This is a genomic window from Serratia sp. BIGb0234 (genome assembly GCF_024809915.1).
Taxonomy (GTDB): domain Bacteria; phylum Pseudomonadota; class Gammaproteobacteria; order Enterobacterales; family Enterobacteriaceae; genus Serratia; species Serratia liquefaciens.
The window spans coordinates 1346961-1363875 of record NZ_JANUEI010000001.1; the positions used below are offsets into that span (position 1 = coordinate 1346961).

Below are 16915 nucleotides of genomic sequence, written 5' to 3' on the forward strand. Positions count from 1 at the left end.
TCAGATTATATTTAATTGCCTGGCGAGTTTGTAATGGTGTCCTTCGGTATCAACCAAACGTTTCTGCATGCTGATTAAATCGATGGGAATAGGTTGGTTGCCGGCATTAATAATGATTGCCTTGTTCTTCATTCCTGAATAAATACAGCGAACCACTTCGCTGGCCATAATGGTCCCCTGATAAATCTCTTCGCCGGTCGGTTCACCATTGCGCAGACCGTAGCCCATAATCGTTTTACGAATACGCACGCCAATTTTTGGCTCCAATTGTTTTATCATGGTGTCGATAGCGCCTTGAAAACCGGGCGAGTATTCTTTGGTATAACCCTCTGAGCACAAAATAATCACGCTATTTTGCTGCTCAAGTCGTTGAGTTATTTTCTCTGCCAGCTGATTCAAGGCATATTGGCATTCCGGGATCAGGGCAAAATCCGCATTGGATTTGATGGCCGATTGCAGCGTCAACTCCCCGCAGTAACCGCCCAGCAGCTCAATCATGAACACGCGTCCGGGCAGGGCGCGTCCGGTGTTTCTCAGTTTTGAAACTTCTTTTATCACCTGTTCGCAGGCGGTGGAAAAGCCAATGCTGTAATGACTGCCGAAAACGTCATTGTCGATAGTCATCCCCACGCCAAAACAGTTAATACCGAATTCACTGAGCGTATTTAAAAACTGCAGCGACCCGTCACCACCGGCCATAATAAGCACGTCTATGTGCAAGGCCTTAAGCTGTTTGCTGATGGTTTCATATTCTCCAGCCGTCAATTTCTTGGCCGTGCGACCGGAAGAGATTATCGGCATTGATGAAATGGAGAAATCAACCAAATCGCGTTGGGCAATAGGATGGTGCTGATTAGCCAATAATCCGGGGATGCCGCCGTTAAACAGAATGATATCTGCCTGCGCCAACCTGGCGACCTGGAAAATAAAGTTATTGATCCCGGTGACATCGCCGCCGCTTATTACTACGCCAATCTTCATATACCTGTCTCCAGCCAATTCCGTGGAGCTCATTGTCATTTTTGGCATCGGTAAAATTTGCAGGCGACATCACAAAACTATCACAAATATTTTTATAGATGACCTTGACAGGCTTGCCGGCAGGATTAATTTTGCGAAGGAGATCTCATTTTATTTTTGGCGGCTTCGAGATTTTTAGATGATGATTATTAATAATCAACGAGTTGCGTTTACGTCGCGTTAAGGCCGGTTTTACCGCCATCAATGAGGAGGAGCATAGAAATAAGTTTAATGAAGTGTGATAACTCTCGCATTTTTATTCGATACGCTGAGTGTGACGTTAATAAATACGCGGATAAAAGAAATAGCCACGTATTTATTAAGTTATTTAATGATTGAGGTTATTCAGGCTCTAACCACGGTCAAACCGGCCTGTTCCAGCGGGCCCGTCAGTGCAGCATCGGTGGAGCGCTCGACGATAATACTCTGCGCCATGGAAATATCGCCAATGGCATATTGCGAGGCGGCATTGAGCTTGGCGGCCGAGGCCAATACCACGGTTTCTGCCGCCCGTGCGGCCAGTGCCCGCTTGATGTAAGCCTCTTCGAGATCGCCGGTGCTCAGGCCGGCGGTAGGGTGCACGCCAGTCACGCCCATAAAATAAATATCGGCGCGAATATGAGACATGGCTTCCACTGCGGCTGCGCCAACGCTGACGATCGAATGTTTATATAAACGCCCGCCGATCAGGATCACTTCGACTTTCGGGTGGTCTACCAGACCGACAGCCACGCTGGGGCTGTGGGTGACGACGGTGGCTTCCAGCGTGGGCGGGAGCTGCCTGACCAATTCGGCAGAAGTCGTGCCGCCATCCAGAATTACCACTTGCCCAGGGGTAATCATTGCCGCCGCGGCTTTGGCAATCGCACGTTTGGCGGCTGATTCCTGCCCGTTTCTTTCGGCAAAGGTGGCAATGGCCGGGGAAACCGGCAGCGCACCGCCGTGCACTCGTTGCAATAGGCCTTCACTGTCCAATTCGCGCAGATCGCGCCGCAGGGTATCTTCGGACAACCCGAACATCTCGCTGAGCTGTTTGGCCAGAACCTGTCCGTCCTGAGCCAGTTTTTCCAGAATGATTTTTTTACGTTGGCTGGTGAGCATGGCGTTTTCCCGTTAAATTTGCACTGCACGAAATATCTTGATCATACACGAAAATGCACGATAGTATCAATTTCCTTTCCTGCTTGTGGAGTTGAGCACCATGATCGCTACCCAAGATCGGGTTCGCATTGTCGAAACCCGGGTATTGTCTGATGACTGGTATTTGCTGAAAAAAACCACCTTTGATTTTTTGCGTCGCGATGGCGTATGGCAGCGACAAAGCCGTGAAACCTACGACCGCGGCGATGGAGCCACCATTTTGCTCTTTAACCGGCAAAGGCAAAAGGTAGTGCTGACGCGTCAGTTCCGCTTCCCGGCGTTCGTCAATGGGCACGACGGCATGCTGATAGAGGCTGCCGCCGGGTTGCTGGACAATGCGTCGCCGGAAGAACGCATCCGGGCCGAAGCGGAAGAAGAAACCGGCTATATCGTGCAAAACGTGCAAAAGGTGTTTGAAGCTTACATGAGCCCCGGTTCGGTGACGGAGAAACTGCACTTTTTTGTCGGCGAATACCGGGCCGATGAGCGGGTCAGCAATGGCGGTGGGGTGGAAGCGGAAGGTGAAGATCTCGAAGTGCTGGAACTGCCGTTGGCAGACGCACTGCGCGCTGTCAGCCAGGGCACCATTGTCGATGCCAAAACCATCATGCTGCTGCAGTTTGTTGCCCTAAACCACACTCTGGAGAAACGTATATGAGCGCCCAACTGATCCTGATTGCCGGCCCGTACCGTAGCGGCACCGATGGCGATACACAGCGCATTGCCGACAACTTGCACCGGTTGGAGCAGGCCGCGCTGGCGGTCTATCAGCGTGGGCATGTGCCGGTGATCGGCGAATGGTTGGCGCTGCCCCTGGCAGCGGCGGCCGGTTCGACCCAGTTGGGGGATGCGGTGAGTGAAGCGTTTCTCTATCCGGTGGCCCACCGACTGATAGCCCAGTGCCAGGCTATTTATCGCATCGAAGGGGCGTCGGCCGGCGCGGATAACGACGTGCGCCTGGCTAATGAGTGGGGAATACCGGTGTATTATCGTCTGGATGATATCCCGCAGTTGACACCGTAAGAATGAAAAAAGGCAGGCTTTCGCCTGCCTTCCAGCCCCTCAGTTCAAACCTCGTCCAACACAAACTTCAACCCATTTATCAGCTTGTCCATGCCCGCCTCAAGCTTGCTGCGCGGGCAACCTACGTTCAGCCGCAGGAAGCCACGGCCTTCTTCGCCGTAGGTGAAACCGGGCATAATCGCTACCTTTTCGCGTTCGATCAGAACCTGCTGTAGCTGGCGATCGTCTATGCCCAGTGGGCGCAGATCGATCCAGGCCAGATAGGTAGACTGCGGCGGCTGCCAGGCCAGGGCGGGAAAGGCCTGATTCAGCCGCTCGGCAACGTACGTCAGGTTGTCCTGCAGGTAATCACGCAGCGCATCCAACCAGGGTTCGCCATGGCGATAAGCGGCAATATGCGCCGCCACCGCCAGCACCGCCGGGGAAGATAAGCCGTCGCGCGCTTTCAACTGCTGGAAATAAGCCTCGCGACTGGCATCGTCACTGATAAAACCGTAGGCGCCGGTCAACGCCGGGATATTGAAGGTTTTCGAACCTGAAGTCAGCAGTGCCCAGGGCGTGGTGGCGACCTGACTCCACGGCGTGTGGCGGTTTTCCCCCCAGACCATATCCATGTGGATCTCATCGCTGATCACCCGTACGTCGTGGCGTTCGCACAGCTCGGCCATCTGCTGTAATTCTTCTGCGCGCCATACCTTGCCGGTCGGGTTCTGCGGGCTGCACAGCAACAGAATTTTGGTCTGTGGCCGTGCCAGCAAGGCTTCCAGGTGCGCCATATCGCACAACCAGTCGTTACTCTGCTTATGCAGCGGGCAGGCCAACAGTTGGCGCTGATTACCGAGGATCACCTTATAAAAGGCGTCATAGGCCGGGGTATGGGTGACCACGTATTCACCCGGTGCCGACCACTGGCGAATCAGTTGCGCCACCATATAAATTACCGACGGGCCATACACGGCCATGTTGGTGTCGACGGCGGTCGCAAAGCGCTGTTGATACCAGTGGCGTACCGCACCGAGAAAATCTTCATGCTGCCAGCGGCTGTAACCCAGTACGCCATGCTGCAGGCGCTGTTGCAGCGCCTCGAGGATGCAGGGGGCGGTGGCGAAATCCATATCGGAGATGGTAAAAGGCAATAAATCGTCATGGCCAAAGCGATCGGCAATGTAATCCCACTGCGTGCACCAGGTACCGTGCCGATCGACCGGGGTAGAAAAATCAAACATGAGACGCTCCCTGCAGGGCCGCAGCAGGTTGCGCGGCGGCTATCAGTGAGTCTAATTCATCTTTCACCGATTGCACCTGCGGGCCGATCACCACCTGCAGGTTATGCTCGTTAAGGTGCACCACGCCAATCGCGCGGTTGGCTTTCAGCGCGGCATCGTCCACTTTGCTCATATCATCAACGGACAAGCGTAAACGGGTGATGCAGTTATCCAAAGAGACGATGTTCTCGCTACCGCCCAGCGCCGCCAGGATTGCCGGCACGTTATAACCGGATTTGCCTACCGCACCGACAGGGGCGCTTTGGCTGCCGGCAGTCTCGCTTTCACGGCCCGGCGTTTTGATATTAAAGCGCTGAATGGAGAAACGGAAAATAGCGTAGTAGGCCGCGAACCAGATGGCGGCAACGATCGGCACCAGATACCACTTGGTGGCGGTGCCGTGCAGGATGCCGAACACCACGAAGTCGATGATGTTGCCGTCGGTGTTGCCGATGGTTACACCCAGCAGCGCCATCACGGTGAAGCCCAGCCCGGTCAGGATGGCATGAATGAAGTACAGGAAAGGCGCGACGAACAGGAACAGGAACTCGATCGGTTCGGTAGTCCCGCCGACCACGCAGGCCACTACGCCGGAGATCAGCAGGCCCTTAATCTTATGGCGGTTTTCCGGTTTGGCGCAGTGATACATTGCCAACGCCGCTCCCGGCAGACCGCCGAGGAATGCCGGCATTTTACCCTGTGACAGGAAGCGGGTGGCGCTTTCGGCAAAGCCGGTGGTGGTCGGGCAGGAGAGTTGAGCCTGGAAGATGGTCAGTGCGCCGCTGACGCTATGGCCGCATACGTCCAGCGTGCCGCCCGCCTCGGTAAAGCGAATTAGCGCCACCAGAATATGGTGCAGGCCGAACGGCAACAGCAGGCGTTCGCCGGTACCGAAAATCATCGGCCCAAAGGCACCGGCACCATTAATCACCCAGCCCAGCCCGTTGATGCCGGCGGCAAACCACGGCCAGATCAGAGGAATCACCAGCCCACACAGGCCCAGTACCAGGGTAGTGACGATCGGTACGAAGCGGGTGCCGCCAAAGAACGCCAGCGCATCCGGCAGTCGAATGGTATTAAAACGCTCATGCAGCAGGTAAACGATAATGCCGACGATCACCGCCCCCAGAATGCCGGTATCGATCGACTGAATGCCGAGGATGTTCTGGATGTTATTGGCTTTCAACACCAGCGGATCGGTGGTGGGCAAAATGCCGGCGGTGGTCAGATAGAAGTTGGTGGCAAGGTTCAGCACCGCAAAGCCGACAAAGCCCGAGAACGCGGCGACACCCTTGTTTTCACGCGCCATGCCCAGCGGAATGGCGATGGCAAACATCACCGGCAGGAAGCTGAAGGCGAATGAGCCAATCTTGCTCATCCAGGTGAACAACAACTGGAAGGCAGGGTGGCCGATAAACGGCATCAGGGTGATGACGTCGCGGCTGCTTAGCGAACTGCCGATCCCCAGCATGATGCCGCAGAACGACAGCAGGGCGACGGGCAGCATGAATGTTTTGCCCAGGCTTTGGAAAAACTCCCAGAGCGTAATTTTTTGTTTTTTAGGTGCTGGCATAACCGGCGGCTCCTGGCGAAAAAGCGTGCAAAAGTGGTGTGTACCCCTGTTAGGTAAAAATAAGATAAAACGTTTTACCTAGCAAAAATGCGCCGCTAATCACAATTTCAAAGCCTGCTTTGCGGTGAGAATGAATCAGCCAGTAAAACGTTTTACTGATCAAACAGATTCGGTATACCATTTGCTTCAAGAGACATCCCCCTGGCTTGCTACCCTTGACTGGCCAGGGGACAGAATGCCCAGGATCGGGCTCGCCGAGGTCATGACCATCAAAAAGATCACCATCACTGATGTTGCGCAGCAGGCCGGCGTCTCCGTCACCACGGTTTCGCTGGTGCTGAGTGGCAAAGGGCGCATTTCATCGACCACCGTAACGCGGGTGAATCAGGCGATTGAAAGCCTGGGCTACGTGCGTAACCGTCAGGCGGCGACGCTGCGTGGCGGAGAGTCGGGCGTGATTGGGCTGATCCTGCGTGATATTTGCGAACCGTTTTATGCGGAAATGACCGCCGGGCTGAGTGAAGTGCTGGAGGAACACGGCAAAGTGCTGTTCCTGACCCAAAGCGGTCGCGATGGCAAAGGGCTGATGCGTTGTTTTGATACCCTGCTGGAGCACGGCGTTGACGGCATGGTGCTGGCGGGCGGCGTGCGTATGGCCGAGGGGCTGAAGGAAAAAGCCGCAGAGCAGGGGGTTCCGTTAGTCTGTGCGGCACGTTCCAACGGTTTGGACGGGGTAGACGTGGTGCGGCCGGACAATATGCAGGCCGCCAAACTGGCCACTGAATTTCTGATCAAACGCGGTCACAGCCAAATCGCCTATCTCGGCGGGCAAAGCAGCTCGTTGACCCGCGCCGAGCGCCTGGGGGGCTTTTGCGCCACGTTGGTACAGTACGGCCTGCCTTTTCGCACCGAATGGATTGTCGAGTGCGACTGTCAGCAACGGGCGGCGGCGGAAGCGGCAGAAAATCTGCTGCGCCAGTATCCGAACATCAGCGCACTGGTGTGCCACAAGGCGTCGGTGGCGCTGGGGGCTTATTTTGGCATCGTACGTAGTGGGCGCAGTATTGGCTCGGAAGGCGTGGATACCTATTACGGTCAGCAGGTGGCCCTGATCGGTTTTGGCGACGTTCCGGAAGCCGAACTGTTCGAGCCGCCCTTGACGCTGGTTTCCAGTTCTGCGCGTGAAGTGGGCCGCAGCGCGGCCTCACGCTTGCTACAGCGGATTGCTGATACCGGGTTGCCGCCGCAAAACGTTATCCTGCCACCAATGTTGATTAAACGCGGTTCTGCCTGAATTTACGCCGACTCTTCATTGGCCTGTTGCTGTATCCACCCGACAAACACCTTCATCGCGGGTGTCATATCGCGTGATTTCAGGTGGGTGAGCCAGTAAGCACCAAGATTGGCTTCGGCGGCAAAGGGGCGCTGCAATACCCCCTCGCGTAATTCGCGAGCAAACATGCGGGCCGGTGCCAGGGCGACGCCGCCGCTGTGAATGGCACCTTCCACCATCAGCCGCGAAGAGTCGAATACCGGGCCGTTTATCCGCCATGGCGTGACCTGTGCAGCGGTGAACCAACGCTCCCATTCGTCTTTGCGATAGCTGCGCATCAGAAGTTCGTATTGTAGATCCTGCGGCGTGCGCAGGCGTTGGGCGATTTCCGGCGGGCACAGCACCGTCAGCGGGGCGTCAAACAATTTAAGGTTGTGGGTAGCGGGCCAGCGTCCTTCGCCGAAGCGGATAGCAAAATCCATTCCGTCGGCGGACAGGTTAACCAGGTTATTGTTGGTCAAGACACGCAGATCGATAAACGGATGCGATGCTCTGAAGGCCGCCAGACGCGGCATTAGCCACCCAACGGCAAAGGTACCAACCACCGCCACCGTCAGCACCTCATGGAAATGCCCGCCTTCGAACTGCTGTAGCACCGATTCAATGCGGTCGAAGGCGTCGGTCAATATCGGCAGCAACGCCTGTCCTTCTTCGGTAAGATCCAGACCACGCGGCAGCCGCCGGAACAGTTGAATACCCAACTGTTGTTCGAGCGTTCGCACCTGTTGGCTGACGGCGGCCTGGGTAACGCTCAGTTCCAATCCGGCGCGGGTAAAATTCAGGTGGCGGGCGGAGGATTCAAACGCCCGCAGAGCATTCAGAGGAAGTCGATTGCGCATAAGCTAAGCCATAAGTTTTTCTTTATGCTGGCTGAAATTATTATCGCTTGTCAATCTATGTCTAAACCCCGATATTTTGCGCAGCTGGTGCGGATATCACGCAGTCAGAAAAGGAATACCTTCATCAACCAGGGATGTCTTTGTGTCGAATGACAACAAAATCTTTTAGCCTCGGCCGATACCCTAAAACTCAAGAGCTTCATTATGACGAAAATAAATCGCTTGGCGGCCGCGTTGTTCGCCGCACTGATCCTGCCGGCAGGCCATGCCGCCGACAAAGCCGACATTGACGCCATTATTCAGCCGCTGATGCAGAAATATGCCGTTCCAGGCATGGCAATTGCGGTATCGGTAGAGGGGAAACAGCAGTTTTATCACTATGGCGTGGCGTCCAGGCAGACCGGCAAACCAATCACCAACCAGACGCTGTTTGAAATTGGTTCATTGAGCAAAACCTTCACTGCGACCTTGGCGACCTACGCGGTCAGTGAAGGCAAAATGTCGTTTGCCGATCCGGCCAGTCGATATTTGCCGGCGTTGCGCGGCAGTGCCTTTGACCATGTCACCTTGTTGAATCTGGCGACCCACACCTCCGGTTTGCCGCTGTTTGTCCCGGACGACGTGACCAACGATGCGCAGTTGATGGCCTATTACCAACAATGGCAGCCGCCGCATGCGGTGGGCAGCTACCGCGTTTATTCCAACCTGGGCATCGGTATGCTGGGGATGATTACCGCCAAGAGCCTGAACCAGCCCTTTACCCAGGCGATGGAAAAACAGCTGCTGCCGGCTCTGGGGATGAATCACACTTATATTAAGGTGCCGGCCGAAGAAATGGCGAATTACGCCCAGGGTTACAATAAAAAAGACCAACCGGTGCGCGTCACGCCGGGGCCATTGGATGCCGAAGCCTACGGCATCAAATCCAACGCCCAGGATCTGATCCGCTACCTCGACGCCAACATGCAGGTGGTCAAGGTCGGGGATCCGTGGCGCAAGGCGCTGGCGGCCACCCATACTGGTTATTACCGCACCGGGGTGTTTACTCAGGATCTGATGTGGGAAAGCTATGCGTATCCAGAGAAGTTGGCGACGCTGACGGAAGGCAACAATGCCGGGATGATCATGAACGGGGCGCCGGCCACGGCGATAACGCCGCCGAAGCAGGATCAGGGCGCGGCCTGGTACAACAAAACCGGTTCGACCGGCGGCTTCTCCACCTATGCGGTATTTATTCCATCGCAAAAAATTGCGGTGGTGATGCTGGCCAATAAATGGTTCCCGAACGATGACCGGGTTGCAGCCACTTACCGTATTGTTCAGGCGCTGGACAAACGCTGATACCAATAGGGGCGCTGCGGCGCCCCTGACTTCACTCGTTATAAATTAACGCCAGCCCTGCTGACCGCGACGCAAATAGGGTAAAATTGACAACAGCGCCAATACTGCCAATGCCATCCCGATCCACAACGCCGAACGCAAGCCATAACCGGAGGCGATCGCCATTCCCCCCAAATAAGAACCGCCACCTAAACCAATATTAATCACTGAGGTATGAACCGCATTAACCATAGGCCCTGGATGCGCCACGCTAACAATTCTCGCCATCATGGCAGGGTTCATTGGCACACCGGATAGGCCAATCAGTATTACCGCGCAAATGGCGATTAACGGGTATTCGGCAAATAACGCCATGCCGAACAACGACAGGCTGAGAATAGACAGCCCCACCACCATAATCGCTAGACTGTGGCGATAGGCCAAGCGCCCGGTGATCATGTTACCGACAATATTGGCCAGGCCGTAAAGCATCAAAATAAACGGCACGGCCTGCATGCTAAAGCCGCTGACGTCGACCAAAACGGGAACGAAATAGCTGAAGGCTGCGAAGCTGGCACCCAGAATTAAGCAGCTGGTGGTGCAGGCTTTCCAATAGGCCTTGTTTTTAAACGCCTTGATTTCCTCTGCCATTTTGAGCGTCCTGCCTGCGGCGATAGCGGGTAACAGGCGAACCAGCGCAAGCAAACAGATAAAGACCAACACGGCGACCAGACCGAAGGTGATGCGCCAGCCCCAGTGTTGATCGATGATAGTCGCAAGAGGGACGCCGAATACGTTAGAGACCATGAAACCGCCGATGACTATTGAAGCGGCGCGCGGGCGGTGTTGTATCGGAACCAGCGCCATGCTGGTCGCCAGCGAGAGGCTCAAACACCCAGCGCATAAAATGCCCGTCACAATTCGGATAGCAACCAGAATAGAATAGTCGGAAATAAAGGCACTCAAACCTTGTACCACCACATACAGAGCTAATAGCCACAATAAGGTGGTTCGGTAGGGGGCTTTAAATTTTAAGAAAAAATAGGTTAATACCGGGCCACCCAACATTACGCCAAAGGCATAATAAGAAATTAAATGGCCAACTTCCCCGACGGTGATGCTAAAGGCTTCGGACAAAGTAGACATCATGCCCGCCACCATTAATTCAGCTGTGCCAATTGAAAAAATGGCCAACCCCAATATATACACTGCTAACGGCATAGCTTTACTGCTCTCCTGGATTTTGAATGATCGTTACAAAAATATTTAATACTCTGCGTGAGATTTTTTCTTTGTTTTATAAGTTGATTAACAGACCTGCGACGACGTCTTCGAGGGTGTTTCTATCTGAAATGTTTTTATTCAGCACGCGCAAACCGTAATAACCGGCTAAAAAGCCTCTGGCCATTTCCATCGCGGATGCTTTGCTACCGAGTTCTCCTGTTTGTTGGCCTTCGGTAAACACCGCGACCAGGGTTTGTTCTAAACGTTGCCGATATTCCTGATTCAGACTGGCGACCGCCTGGTCTTTGCTGCCTCGCTCCAGTGCCGAGAACAAGACCATGGCGTCATGTTGCTCGGGTTGCGAGAGATCTTCGGCAATTCCCCACAGCAGCAGGGTACGTAGTCGTTCCTTCACCAGGCCAGGCTGGGTGAGAATGGCTAATTGCGCCGACATGGTGTGTTCATGGCTGCGCAACAACGCTTGCTCGTACAGAGCTTGCTTGCTACCAAAGGCATTATATAGGCTTCCTCTCCCCAACCCGGTACCGTTGCATAAATCTTGCGCAGAGGTGCCTGCATAGCCATTGACGCTAAAAACGGCCACGGCGGCATCAATGACATCCTCATCTTCGAACTGTCTCGGACGACCTGGATAGATAGGTTTTTCAGCACTCATGGCGGATTGGGGGGCTTTAAATGAGTTGAGGCCGTATAGTATTGATTGTGGAACGATCAGTCAAATAATTTCCCCTCGGTTATTTATCGAATGGTCTAATAAAATATATTTATATTTATCAGTTAATTACGATGTTTCCGGTCACGGTGCAGCCAAAAAAGACTCAGGGCGCGCTAAGGCTGTTTTCGAAAGGAGACTGTTGCGCTCGTTTTTCGCGCATAAAATCAATAAACACGCGCAGCTTGAGCGGCATATGCCGACTGGCGGGAAAATAGAGGAAAAATCCGGGAGCATCGCTGCCGTAATCGGCCAGAACTTCCACCAGTTGCCCACTGCTCAGTTCTCGGTGTACCGTGCCGCTAAACCGCTGGGTGATGCCCAATCCCGCCAGCGCGGCATCTTTAATCAGTCTGTCTTCATTAAATATCAGGCTGCCGCCGACCTCCAGCGTCAGCTGCGCGCCATCCTGCTTGAAGTACCAGGGTTCGAATTTACCGCTGCCGGGAAAACGGTAGCGCAGACAGTCGTGATCGTTCAGCGCTTGCGGTGTTTGCGGCGTGCCGTGCTGCGCCAAATAGCCGGGGGCGGCGATCACCACCCGTTTCTGACCGTTGTCGATGGGGATCGCAATCATGTCTTTTTGCAGCATGGCGTGCATGCGGATACCGGCATCAAAACTGTCCAGCACCAGATCGGAGAAATGGTCGTCGGTAAACAGTTCAAGTTGGATCTCGGGGTAACGCGCCTGAAACTCGGCCAAATGCGGGATAACCAGCAGCGAAGCCGCCAGCTGTGGCAGAGTGATGCGTAACAGCCCGGAAGGGCGGCCGCGTAAAGTTCGCAGATCTTCGGCCGCCACGTCAATCTGACCCATAGCCGGAGCCACCCGTTGATAAAACAAGCGGCCTTCATCGCTTAGCCGCACGGAGCGGCTGGTGCGGTTGAACAGCCGTACGCCCAGGCGGGTTTCCAACGCCTGAATGTTTTGCGAGACAGCCGGAGGCGTGACGCCCAATTGATTGGCTGCCTGAGTAAAACTGCCCAATCGGGCGACGGCTTCGAAAAACGGCAGCAGCTGCAACAGTGAGCTCATCTATCAGTAATTCCTGCTTAATGATCCGTTAAGAAATGCGGCATTTAATTTTATAATAATCGCTTTAGACTGATTTCATCATCCTCAGAGAGCAACAAAACATGTCGATAGCGGATCAGTCATTAGCAAAAAGAGTGCAGGGCGTTAGCCAACGGGCGATTGATGAAGGGCGTATCGTTGGCAGCGTGGTGCTGGTCGCTCGGCACGGTCGTGTAGTTTACGCCAATGCCAGCGGCTATGCCGATCGTGAACAGAAGAAGCCTATGAGGCGTGGGACCCAATTTCGGCTGTCGTCGGTGTCCAAGCCTTACATTACGCTGGCGGCCATGCGCATGGTCGAACAGCAAAAGCTGGGGCTGGATGATACCGTCAGCCGTTGGTTGCCGTGGTTTACTCCGGCGCTGGCCGATGGGGTTCGCCCGCCAATTAAAATCCGTCATTTGCTGAGCCATACTGCCGGGCTGGATTATGGTCTGAGTCAGCCTGCGGAAGGACCGTATCATCGACTCGGCATTAAAGACGGTATGGAACTGTCGTCGTTAACGCTGGAGCAGAATCTGCGCCTGTTGGCGCAGGCCGATCTGTTGGCCGAGCCGGGCAGCGAGTTTCGCTATTCACTGGCAATCGATGTGCTGGGGGCTGTGCTGGAACAGGTGGCGGGCGAGCCCTTGCCGCAGGTGTTCAACCATTGGGTTGCCCAACCTTTGGGGTTGCGTAATACCGGTTTTTACACCGCCGATGCCGATAATCTGGCAACGGCGTATCACGACACTGCCGCGCAGCCGGAACCTATACGAGATGGCATGTTGCTGACCCTGCCGGAAGGGTTCGGCTTCGAGATTGAAATGGCACCCTCGCGTGCGCTGGACGCTCAGGCCTATCCTTCTGGCGGCGCTGGCATGGTCGGCGATGCAGACGATGTGTTGCAGTTGGTGGAAACCTTGCGCACTGGCAAGGAAGGCATTTTACAGCCGGCCACCGCAGCGCTGATGCGTCAAGCGCATGTCGGGTCGCACGCCGAGACTCAGGGGCCCGGCTGGGGGTTTGGTTTCGGCGGGGCGGTACTGGAGGACGCGCAGTTGGCGGCAACGCCTCAGCATAACGGCACTTTGCAGTGGGGCGGTGTCTATGGCCACAGCTGGTTTTACGATCCGCAAGCGGCGATCAGCGTGGTAGCCTTGACCAATACGGCCTTTGAAGGCATGAGCGGACTTTATCCGCAACAAATCCGCGATGCCGTCTACGGGACAAACGCACCCACTCGCTAAGCATCTCCTGCTTAAGCCTATGAAGGAAGGTTGCGGCTTTGGCGCGATCGACCAGCGCTGAGCGTGTATAAAACGATATGGCCTGACCATGATGACGATTAACGCCTGGCAGGAAAAAAGGCAAAGCAGGAAAGAGCGGGCGGGGGATAAAAAAGAGGCCCGAACGTCGGGCCTCTTGAGCGTGAATTAGCTTTTACTGTGCAGGGGCGGGTACCGCGTCCTGTGCCGGTGCGCTGTCTTCGGCCGGGGCGCCCAACAGGCCAAACATGCCGATGAATTCCTGCAGCGACATTTTGTTGCCGTTCAGATCAACCTGGTTATCAGCGTAGTGGAAGCTACTGCCGATCACACCCTCTTTCAGGGTGGTCAGTTTGAACATCTGGCCCATGGCTGCTAACCCTTGCACCTGTTGTTCCGCCAGTTTTTGCGACTCTTCGGCACTGTAGCCTTGCAGTAAGGCCGTTTGCGAAGTGGTTTCCGTCGCCATCGCCACCGGAATACTCAGGTTGGCGTCGATCTTTTTCACCGAGCGAGCAATCAACTGGTCCGGAGATTCTGCCGGGGAGCCGGCCTGCGCTGGATCGGTCAGATCCAGATTCAGCGTAAAGGTGCTTTCACCCTTGCTGTTTTTCCAGCTCAGTGGCGCGATGCTGATGGACGGATTGCCCTTCAACAACAGCGGCAGGTTCTGCAGCAGGATGTCGGTGGTCTGCTGTTGGTAAGCCACCGGATCCATAGTTTGCGCCTGTTGCAGCATGGCCATCGCCTGCTGGTTGTACCGGTCGGCGAACTCTTTCAGTGATTTGGCATCCAGTTTGTCGATTTTCAGCAACAGCTTGCCGGAGCCGAAGTCGCTGTTCTGCACCTTCAGCGAATCGATGGTGTAATCAATTTGACCGTTCAGGTTGCTGTCTTTTTCGCCAAATTGGCTCGCCAGCTTAAAGCCGTCCAACAACAGGGTGTCTTTACCGTCAACGGCAACCTTAATCTGTTTCAACACCAGGTTCTGATTACCCAGGCTGAGATCGAACTGCCCGGCATGGGTCTGGCTCTTCAGTGATACACCCAGCAACTGAACCTGCTCGGTCTGACCAAACTGGTTCGGGCCGCTGATCACCGCGCTGTCGCTGTTGGCGTCCAGGGTGATGGCTTTCATGTCGCGTGACACATCGGCATTGATGGTCGCACCGCTAAACTTCAGCGCCGACTTGCCCTTTTGGTAATCCAGCGGGATCACGTCAATGGCGGAGGAGGTGTCGCCACTGTAGGAAATACGCGACTCCGCGGTAAACAGAGACTTGCCCTTGGTGATATCAAACAGGCCTTTGGTCGCTGCGGTGTTTTCGAGCTCGGTGTGCACCGATGCCATGCTTGGCAGCAGGTTGAATTTCTTCAACTGGGCAAACGGGAACGGACCATGGTCGATGGTTTCCTGGAACGCCACTTCGTCACCCGGCTTCAGCGGAGCGTCGTCGGTAGTGACGCTGCCGTCGGCACGCAGCACATAGCGAATTTTACTGCTGAAAATACCGCGTTGGTAATTCTCATAACCCAGTTTAACGCCGGCTTTCGGCAGGTAGGCTTTCAGCTGGCTGTTGGCGTTCTCAACCACTTCACCCATCCGTTGTTCGATCAGTTTGCCGGTGTACCAGGAAGCCCCGGTCCATGCCGCGCCAAGAACCACAATGACGCTAACAGCGACTAACGATTTTTTCATAGTTCTGTTCATCCTTATTGAGCCATCTGTCTCTCGCAGATGGATGGGCAAATTTGGGCCAACAAAAAAACGCCCGCAGGCGTTTAATTGTGAAGGTAAGCTACTCTTTCAGCAACTAATTTGCGGAAATTTACCGAGTGTTTACGTCAACAGATTATAAACACGCGCGATTCGACCGGTGCCGCTAACGCTGACCGGCGATTCGAAAGCGCCGATAAAGCAGGATTCACCGGGCTTAAGCACCAGTTGCTGATCCTGTTTACTCAGTACCGCTTCACCCTCAACGCAGAAAACAATGGCCGCGCTATCTTGCGCCAATGCCTGTGGAGCAGCGGAAAGATCGTGCAGCGAGAAGGCGAAGTCCTCTACCGGGATCGGGAAGAACAGTTCGTCACCGCGCTTTTGCGGCTGGGTCAGCAGCCCTGAGGCTGGTTGCGGGCGGAACTGCAGGTTGGCCAGCAGTTCTGGGATATCGATGAATTTTGGCGTCAGACCGGCGCGCAGCACGTTGTCCGAGTTGGCCATCACTTCCAGCGCCACCCCTTTCAGGTAAGCGTGTGGCGTTTCGGCATACAGGAACATCGCTTCGCCAGGTTGCAACTGCACCACGTTCAGCAGCAGCGGCGAGAACAGACCGCTGTCATCCGGATAGAAACCGGCAATGAAGCGCACCGTGTCCCAGGTTTCCCCCTGTTGGTTATTCAGCGCGGCTTTCAACACCCCCAGCGCCAGCGATTTCTGCTCGCCGCTCATCGCCAGCAGGCTGGCAAACAGAGCGGACAGATGGCTGACATCCGGTTGCTGCAGGAAGGCGGCGATATCGTGGTGTGCACCGGCGATCGGCTGCAGCAGGGAAACAATGTCGGACAGTTCGCGGAAGCCATTCATCGCCAGGAAAGGCGTCAGGGCAAATACAAGTTCCGGCTTATGATTGGGATCCTTGTAATTACGCTCGGCAGCATCCAACGGAATGCCGGCCGCGTTCTCTTTGGCGAAGCCCGCTACGGCGGCGGATTTGCTTGGATGCACCTGAATCGACAACGGCTGATCGGCGCACAGCACTTTGAACAAGAACGGCAGCTCGCCGAAACGACGTGCGACTTCGGCACCCAGCTGCTTAGGCTGATCTTCATCAATAACATCGCGCAGCGAACGCAAATTACCGTCGGTACCGGCTACGCGAGAGCTGCTCTTCGGGTGAGCCCCCATCCACAGTTCCGCCATCGGCAGTCCTTGTGGGTTGGCAATGCCATACAGCTGGGTTAACGCGTCGTGGCTGCCCCATGCATAGTTTTGCACTGCGTTGGTCATTTTTTGCATTTTGATAAACGTCCTTTGCATTCGCCGCCAGGTGACGGTAATTGGCTGACTGTAAAACAAACAAATTTTGTGCGTCTTATCCTACACCCGAAAGAGGGTGACAA

General features: G+C 55.0%; 15 protein-coding genes. 5 read left to right on the forward strand and 10 right to left on the reverse strand.

The genetic code is table 11. The features are described 5' to 3' along the window. Positions 1-981: a 6-phosphofructokinase gene (locus M2407_RS06685; protein ID WP_048760914.1), complete on the reverse strand. Its 981-nt coding sequence runs from the start codon at positions 979-981 to the stop codon at positions 1-3. 384 nt (positions 982-1365) lie between these two features. Then, positions 1366-2121, reverse strand: a complete 756-nt coding sequence (locus M2407_RS06690; RefSeq protein WP_044550769.1) for a DeoR/GlpR family DNA-binding transcription regulator — start codon at positions 2119-2121, stop codon at positions 1366-1368. A gap of 100 nt (positions 2122-2221) precedes the next feature. Between M2407_RS06690 and M2407_RS06695 the strand changes: the two genes are divergently transcribed. Together M2407_RS06695 and M2407_RS06700 are read left to right on the forward strand one after the other, a co-directional pair. Beyond that, positions 2222-2818, forward strand: a complete 597-nt coding sequence (locus M2407_RS06695; RefSeq protein ID WP_122079183.1) for an NUDIX domain-containing protein — start codon at positions 2222-2224, stop codon at positions 2816-2818. After that, on the forward strand, positions 2815-3183 hold the full coding sequence (locus M2407_RS06700) for an NUDIX hydrolase (RefSeq protein ID WP_122079186.1): 369 nt from the start codon (positions 2815-2817) through the stop codon (positions 3181-3183). Before M2407_RS06695 ends, M2407_RS06700 begins: the two co-directional genes overlap by 4 nt. A 44-nt stretch (positions 3184-3227) precedes the next feature. Here the strand turns inward: M2407_RS06700 and M2407_RS06705 are convergent, their stop codons facing one another. Continuing rightward, on the reverse strand, positions 3228-4409 hold the full coding sequence (locus M2407_RS06705; RefSeq protein WP_259217238.1) for a MalY/PatB family protein: 1182 nt from the start codon (positions 4407-4409) through the stop codon (positions 3228-3230). Continuing rightward, the gene (malX, locus tag M2407_RS06710; protein WP_048760927.1) at positions 4402-6021 is read right to left on the reverse strand and encodes a maltose/glucose-specific PTS transporter subunit IIBC; all 1620 of its coding nucleotides are present in this window, start codon (positions 6019-6021) and stop codon (positions 4402-4404) included. Before malX ends, M2407_RS06705 begins: the two co-directional genes overlap by 8 nt. Positions 6022-6283: 262 nt before the next feature. Here malX and M2407_RS06715 point away from each other — a divergent pair, with 262 nt between their 5' ends. Then, the gene (locus M2407_RS06715; RefSeq protein ID WP_259217338.1) at positions 6284-7315 is read left to right on the forward strand and encodes a Mal regulon transcriptional regulator MalI; all 1032 of its coding nucleotides are present in this window, start codon (positions 6284-6286) and stop codon (positions 7313-7315) included. A 2-nt stretch (positions 7316-7317) separates the two neighbouring features. On the opposite strand, the gene M2407_RS06720 is transcribed toward M2407_RS06715, so the two are convergent. Continuing rightward, entirely contained in the window at positions 7318-8193 is an 876-nt protein-coding gene (locus tag M2407_RS06720) for a LysR family transcriptional regulator (RefSeq protein WP_201895309.1), read from the reverse strand. Positions 8194-8397: 204 nt separating this feature from the next. Between M2407_RS06720 and ampC the strand changes: the two genes are divergently transcribed. Further along, on the forward strand, positions 8398-9534 hold the full coding sequence (gene ampC, locus M2407_RS06725) for a cephalosporin-hydrolyzing class C beta-lactamase (protein ID WP_130015675.1): 1137 nt from the start codon (positions 8398-8400) through the stop codon (positions 9532-9534). 45 nt (positions 9535-9579) lie between these two features. Here the strand turns inward: ampC and M2407_RS06730 are convergent, their stop codons facing one another. From M2407_RS06730 to M2407_RS06740, 3 genes are all read right to left on the reverse strand, one after another. Next, positions 9580-10722, reverse strand: a complete 1143-nt coding sequence (locus tag M2407_RS06730) for an MFS transporter (protein WP_259217339.1) — start codon at positions 10720-10722, stop codon at positions 9580-9582. A gap of 88 nt (positions 10723-10810) precedes the next feature. Continuing rightward, positions 10811-11413: a TetR/AcrR family transcriptional regulator gene (locus M2407_RS06735; protein WP_122079193.1), complete on the reverse strand. Its 603-nt coding sequence runs from the start codon at positions 11411-11413 to the stop codon at positions 10811-10813. Between the two features lie 163 nt (positions 11414-11576). Further along, a complete protein-coding gene (locus M2407_RS06740) occupies positions 11577-12506 on the reverse strand; it encodes a LysR family transcriptional regulator (RefSeq protein WP_187962818.1) in 930 nt (309 codons plus the stop codon). Between the two features lie 101 nt (positions 12507-12607). Here M2407_RS06740 and M2407_RS06745 point away from each other — a divergent pair, with 101 nt between their 5' ends. Continuing rightward, a complete protein-coding gene (locus M2407_RS06745; protein ID WP_259217248.1) occupies positions 12608-13774 on the forward strand; it encodes a serine hydrolase in 1167 nt (388 codons plus the stop codon). A gap of 193 nt (positions 13775-13967) precedes the next feature. On the opposite strand, the gene M2407_RS06750 is transcribed toward M2407_RS06745, so the two are convergent. Together M2407_RS06750 and manA are read right to left on the reverse strand one after the other, a co-directional pair. After that, positions 13968-15491 (reverse strand): YdgA family protein, encoded by a 1524-nt coding sequence (locus tag M2407_RS06750; protein ID WP_259217250.1) that lies wholly within the window; start codon positions 15489-15491, stop codon positions 13968-13970. Positions 15492-15632: 141 nt separating this feature from the next. Then, positions 15633-16811 carry a mannose-6-phosphate isomerase gene (gene manA / locus M2407_RS06755; protein ID WP_259217253.1) on the reverse strand — a complete coding sequence of 393 codons (1179 nt, stop codon included), beginning with the start codon at positions 16809-16811 and terminating at the stop codon, positions 15633-15635. Positions 16812-16915 lie beyond the last annotated feature (104 nt).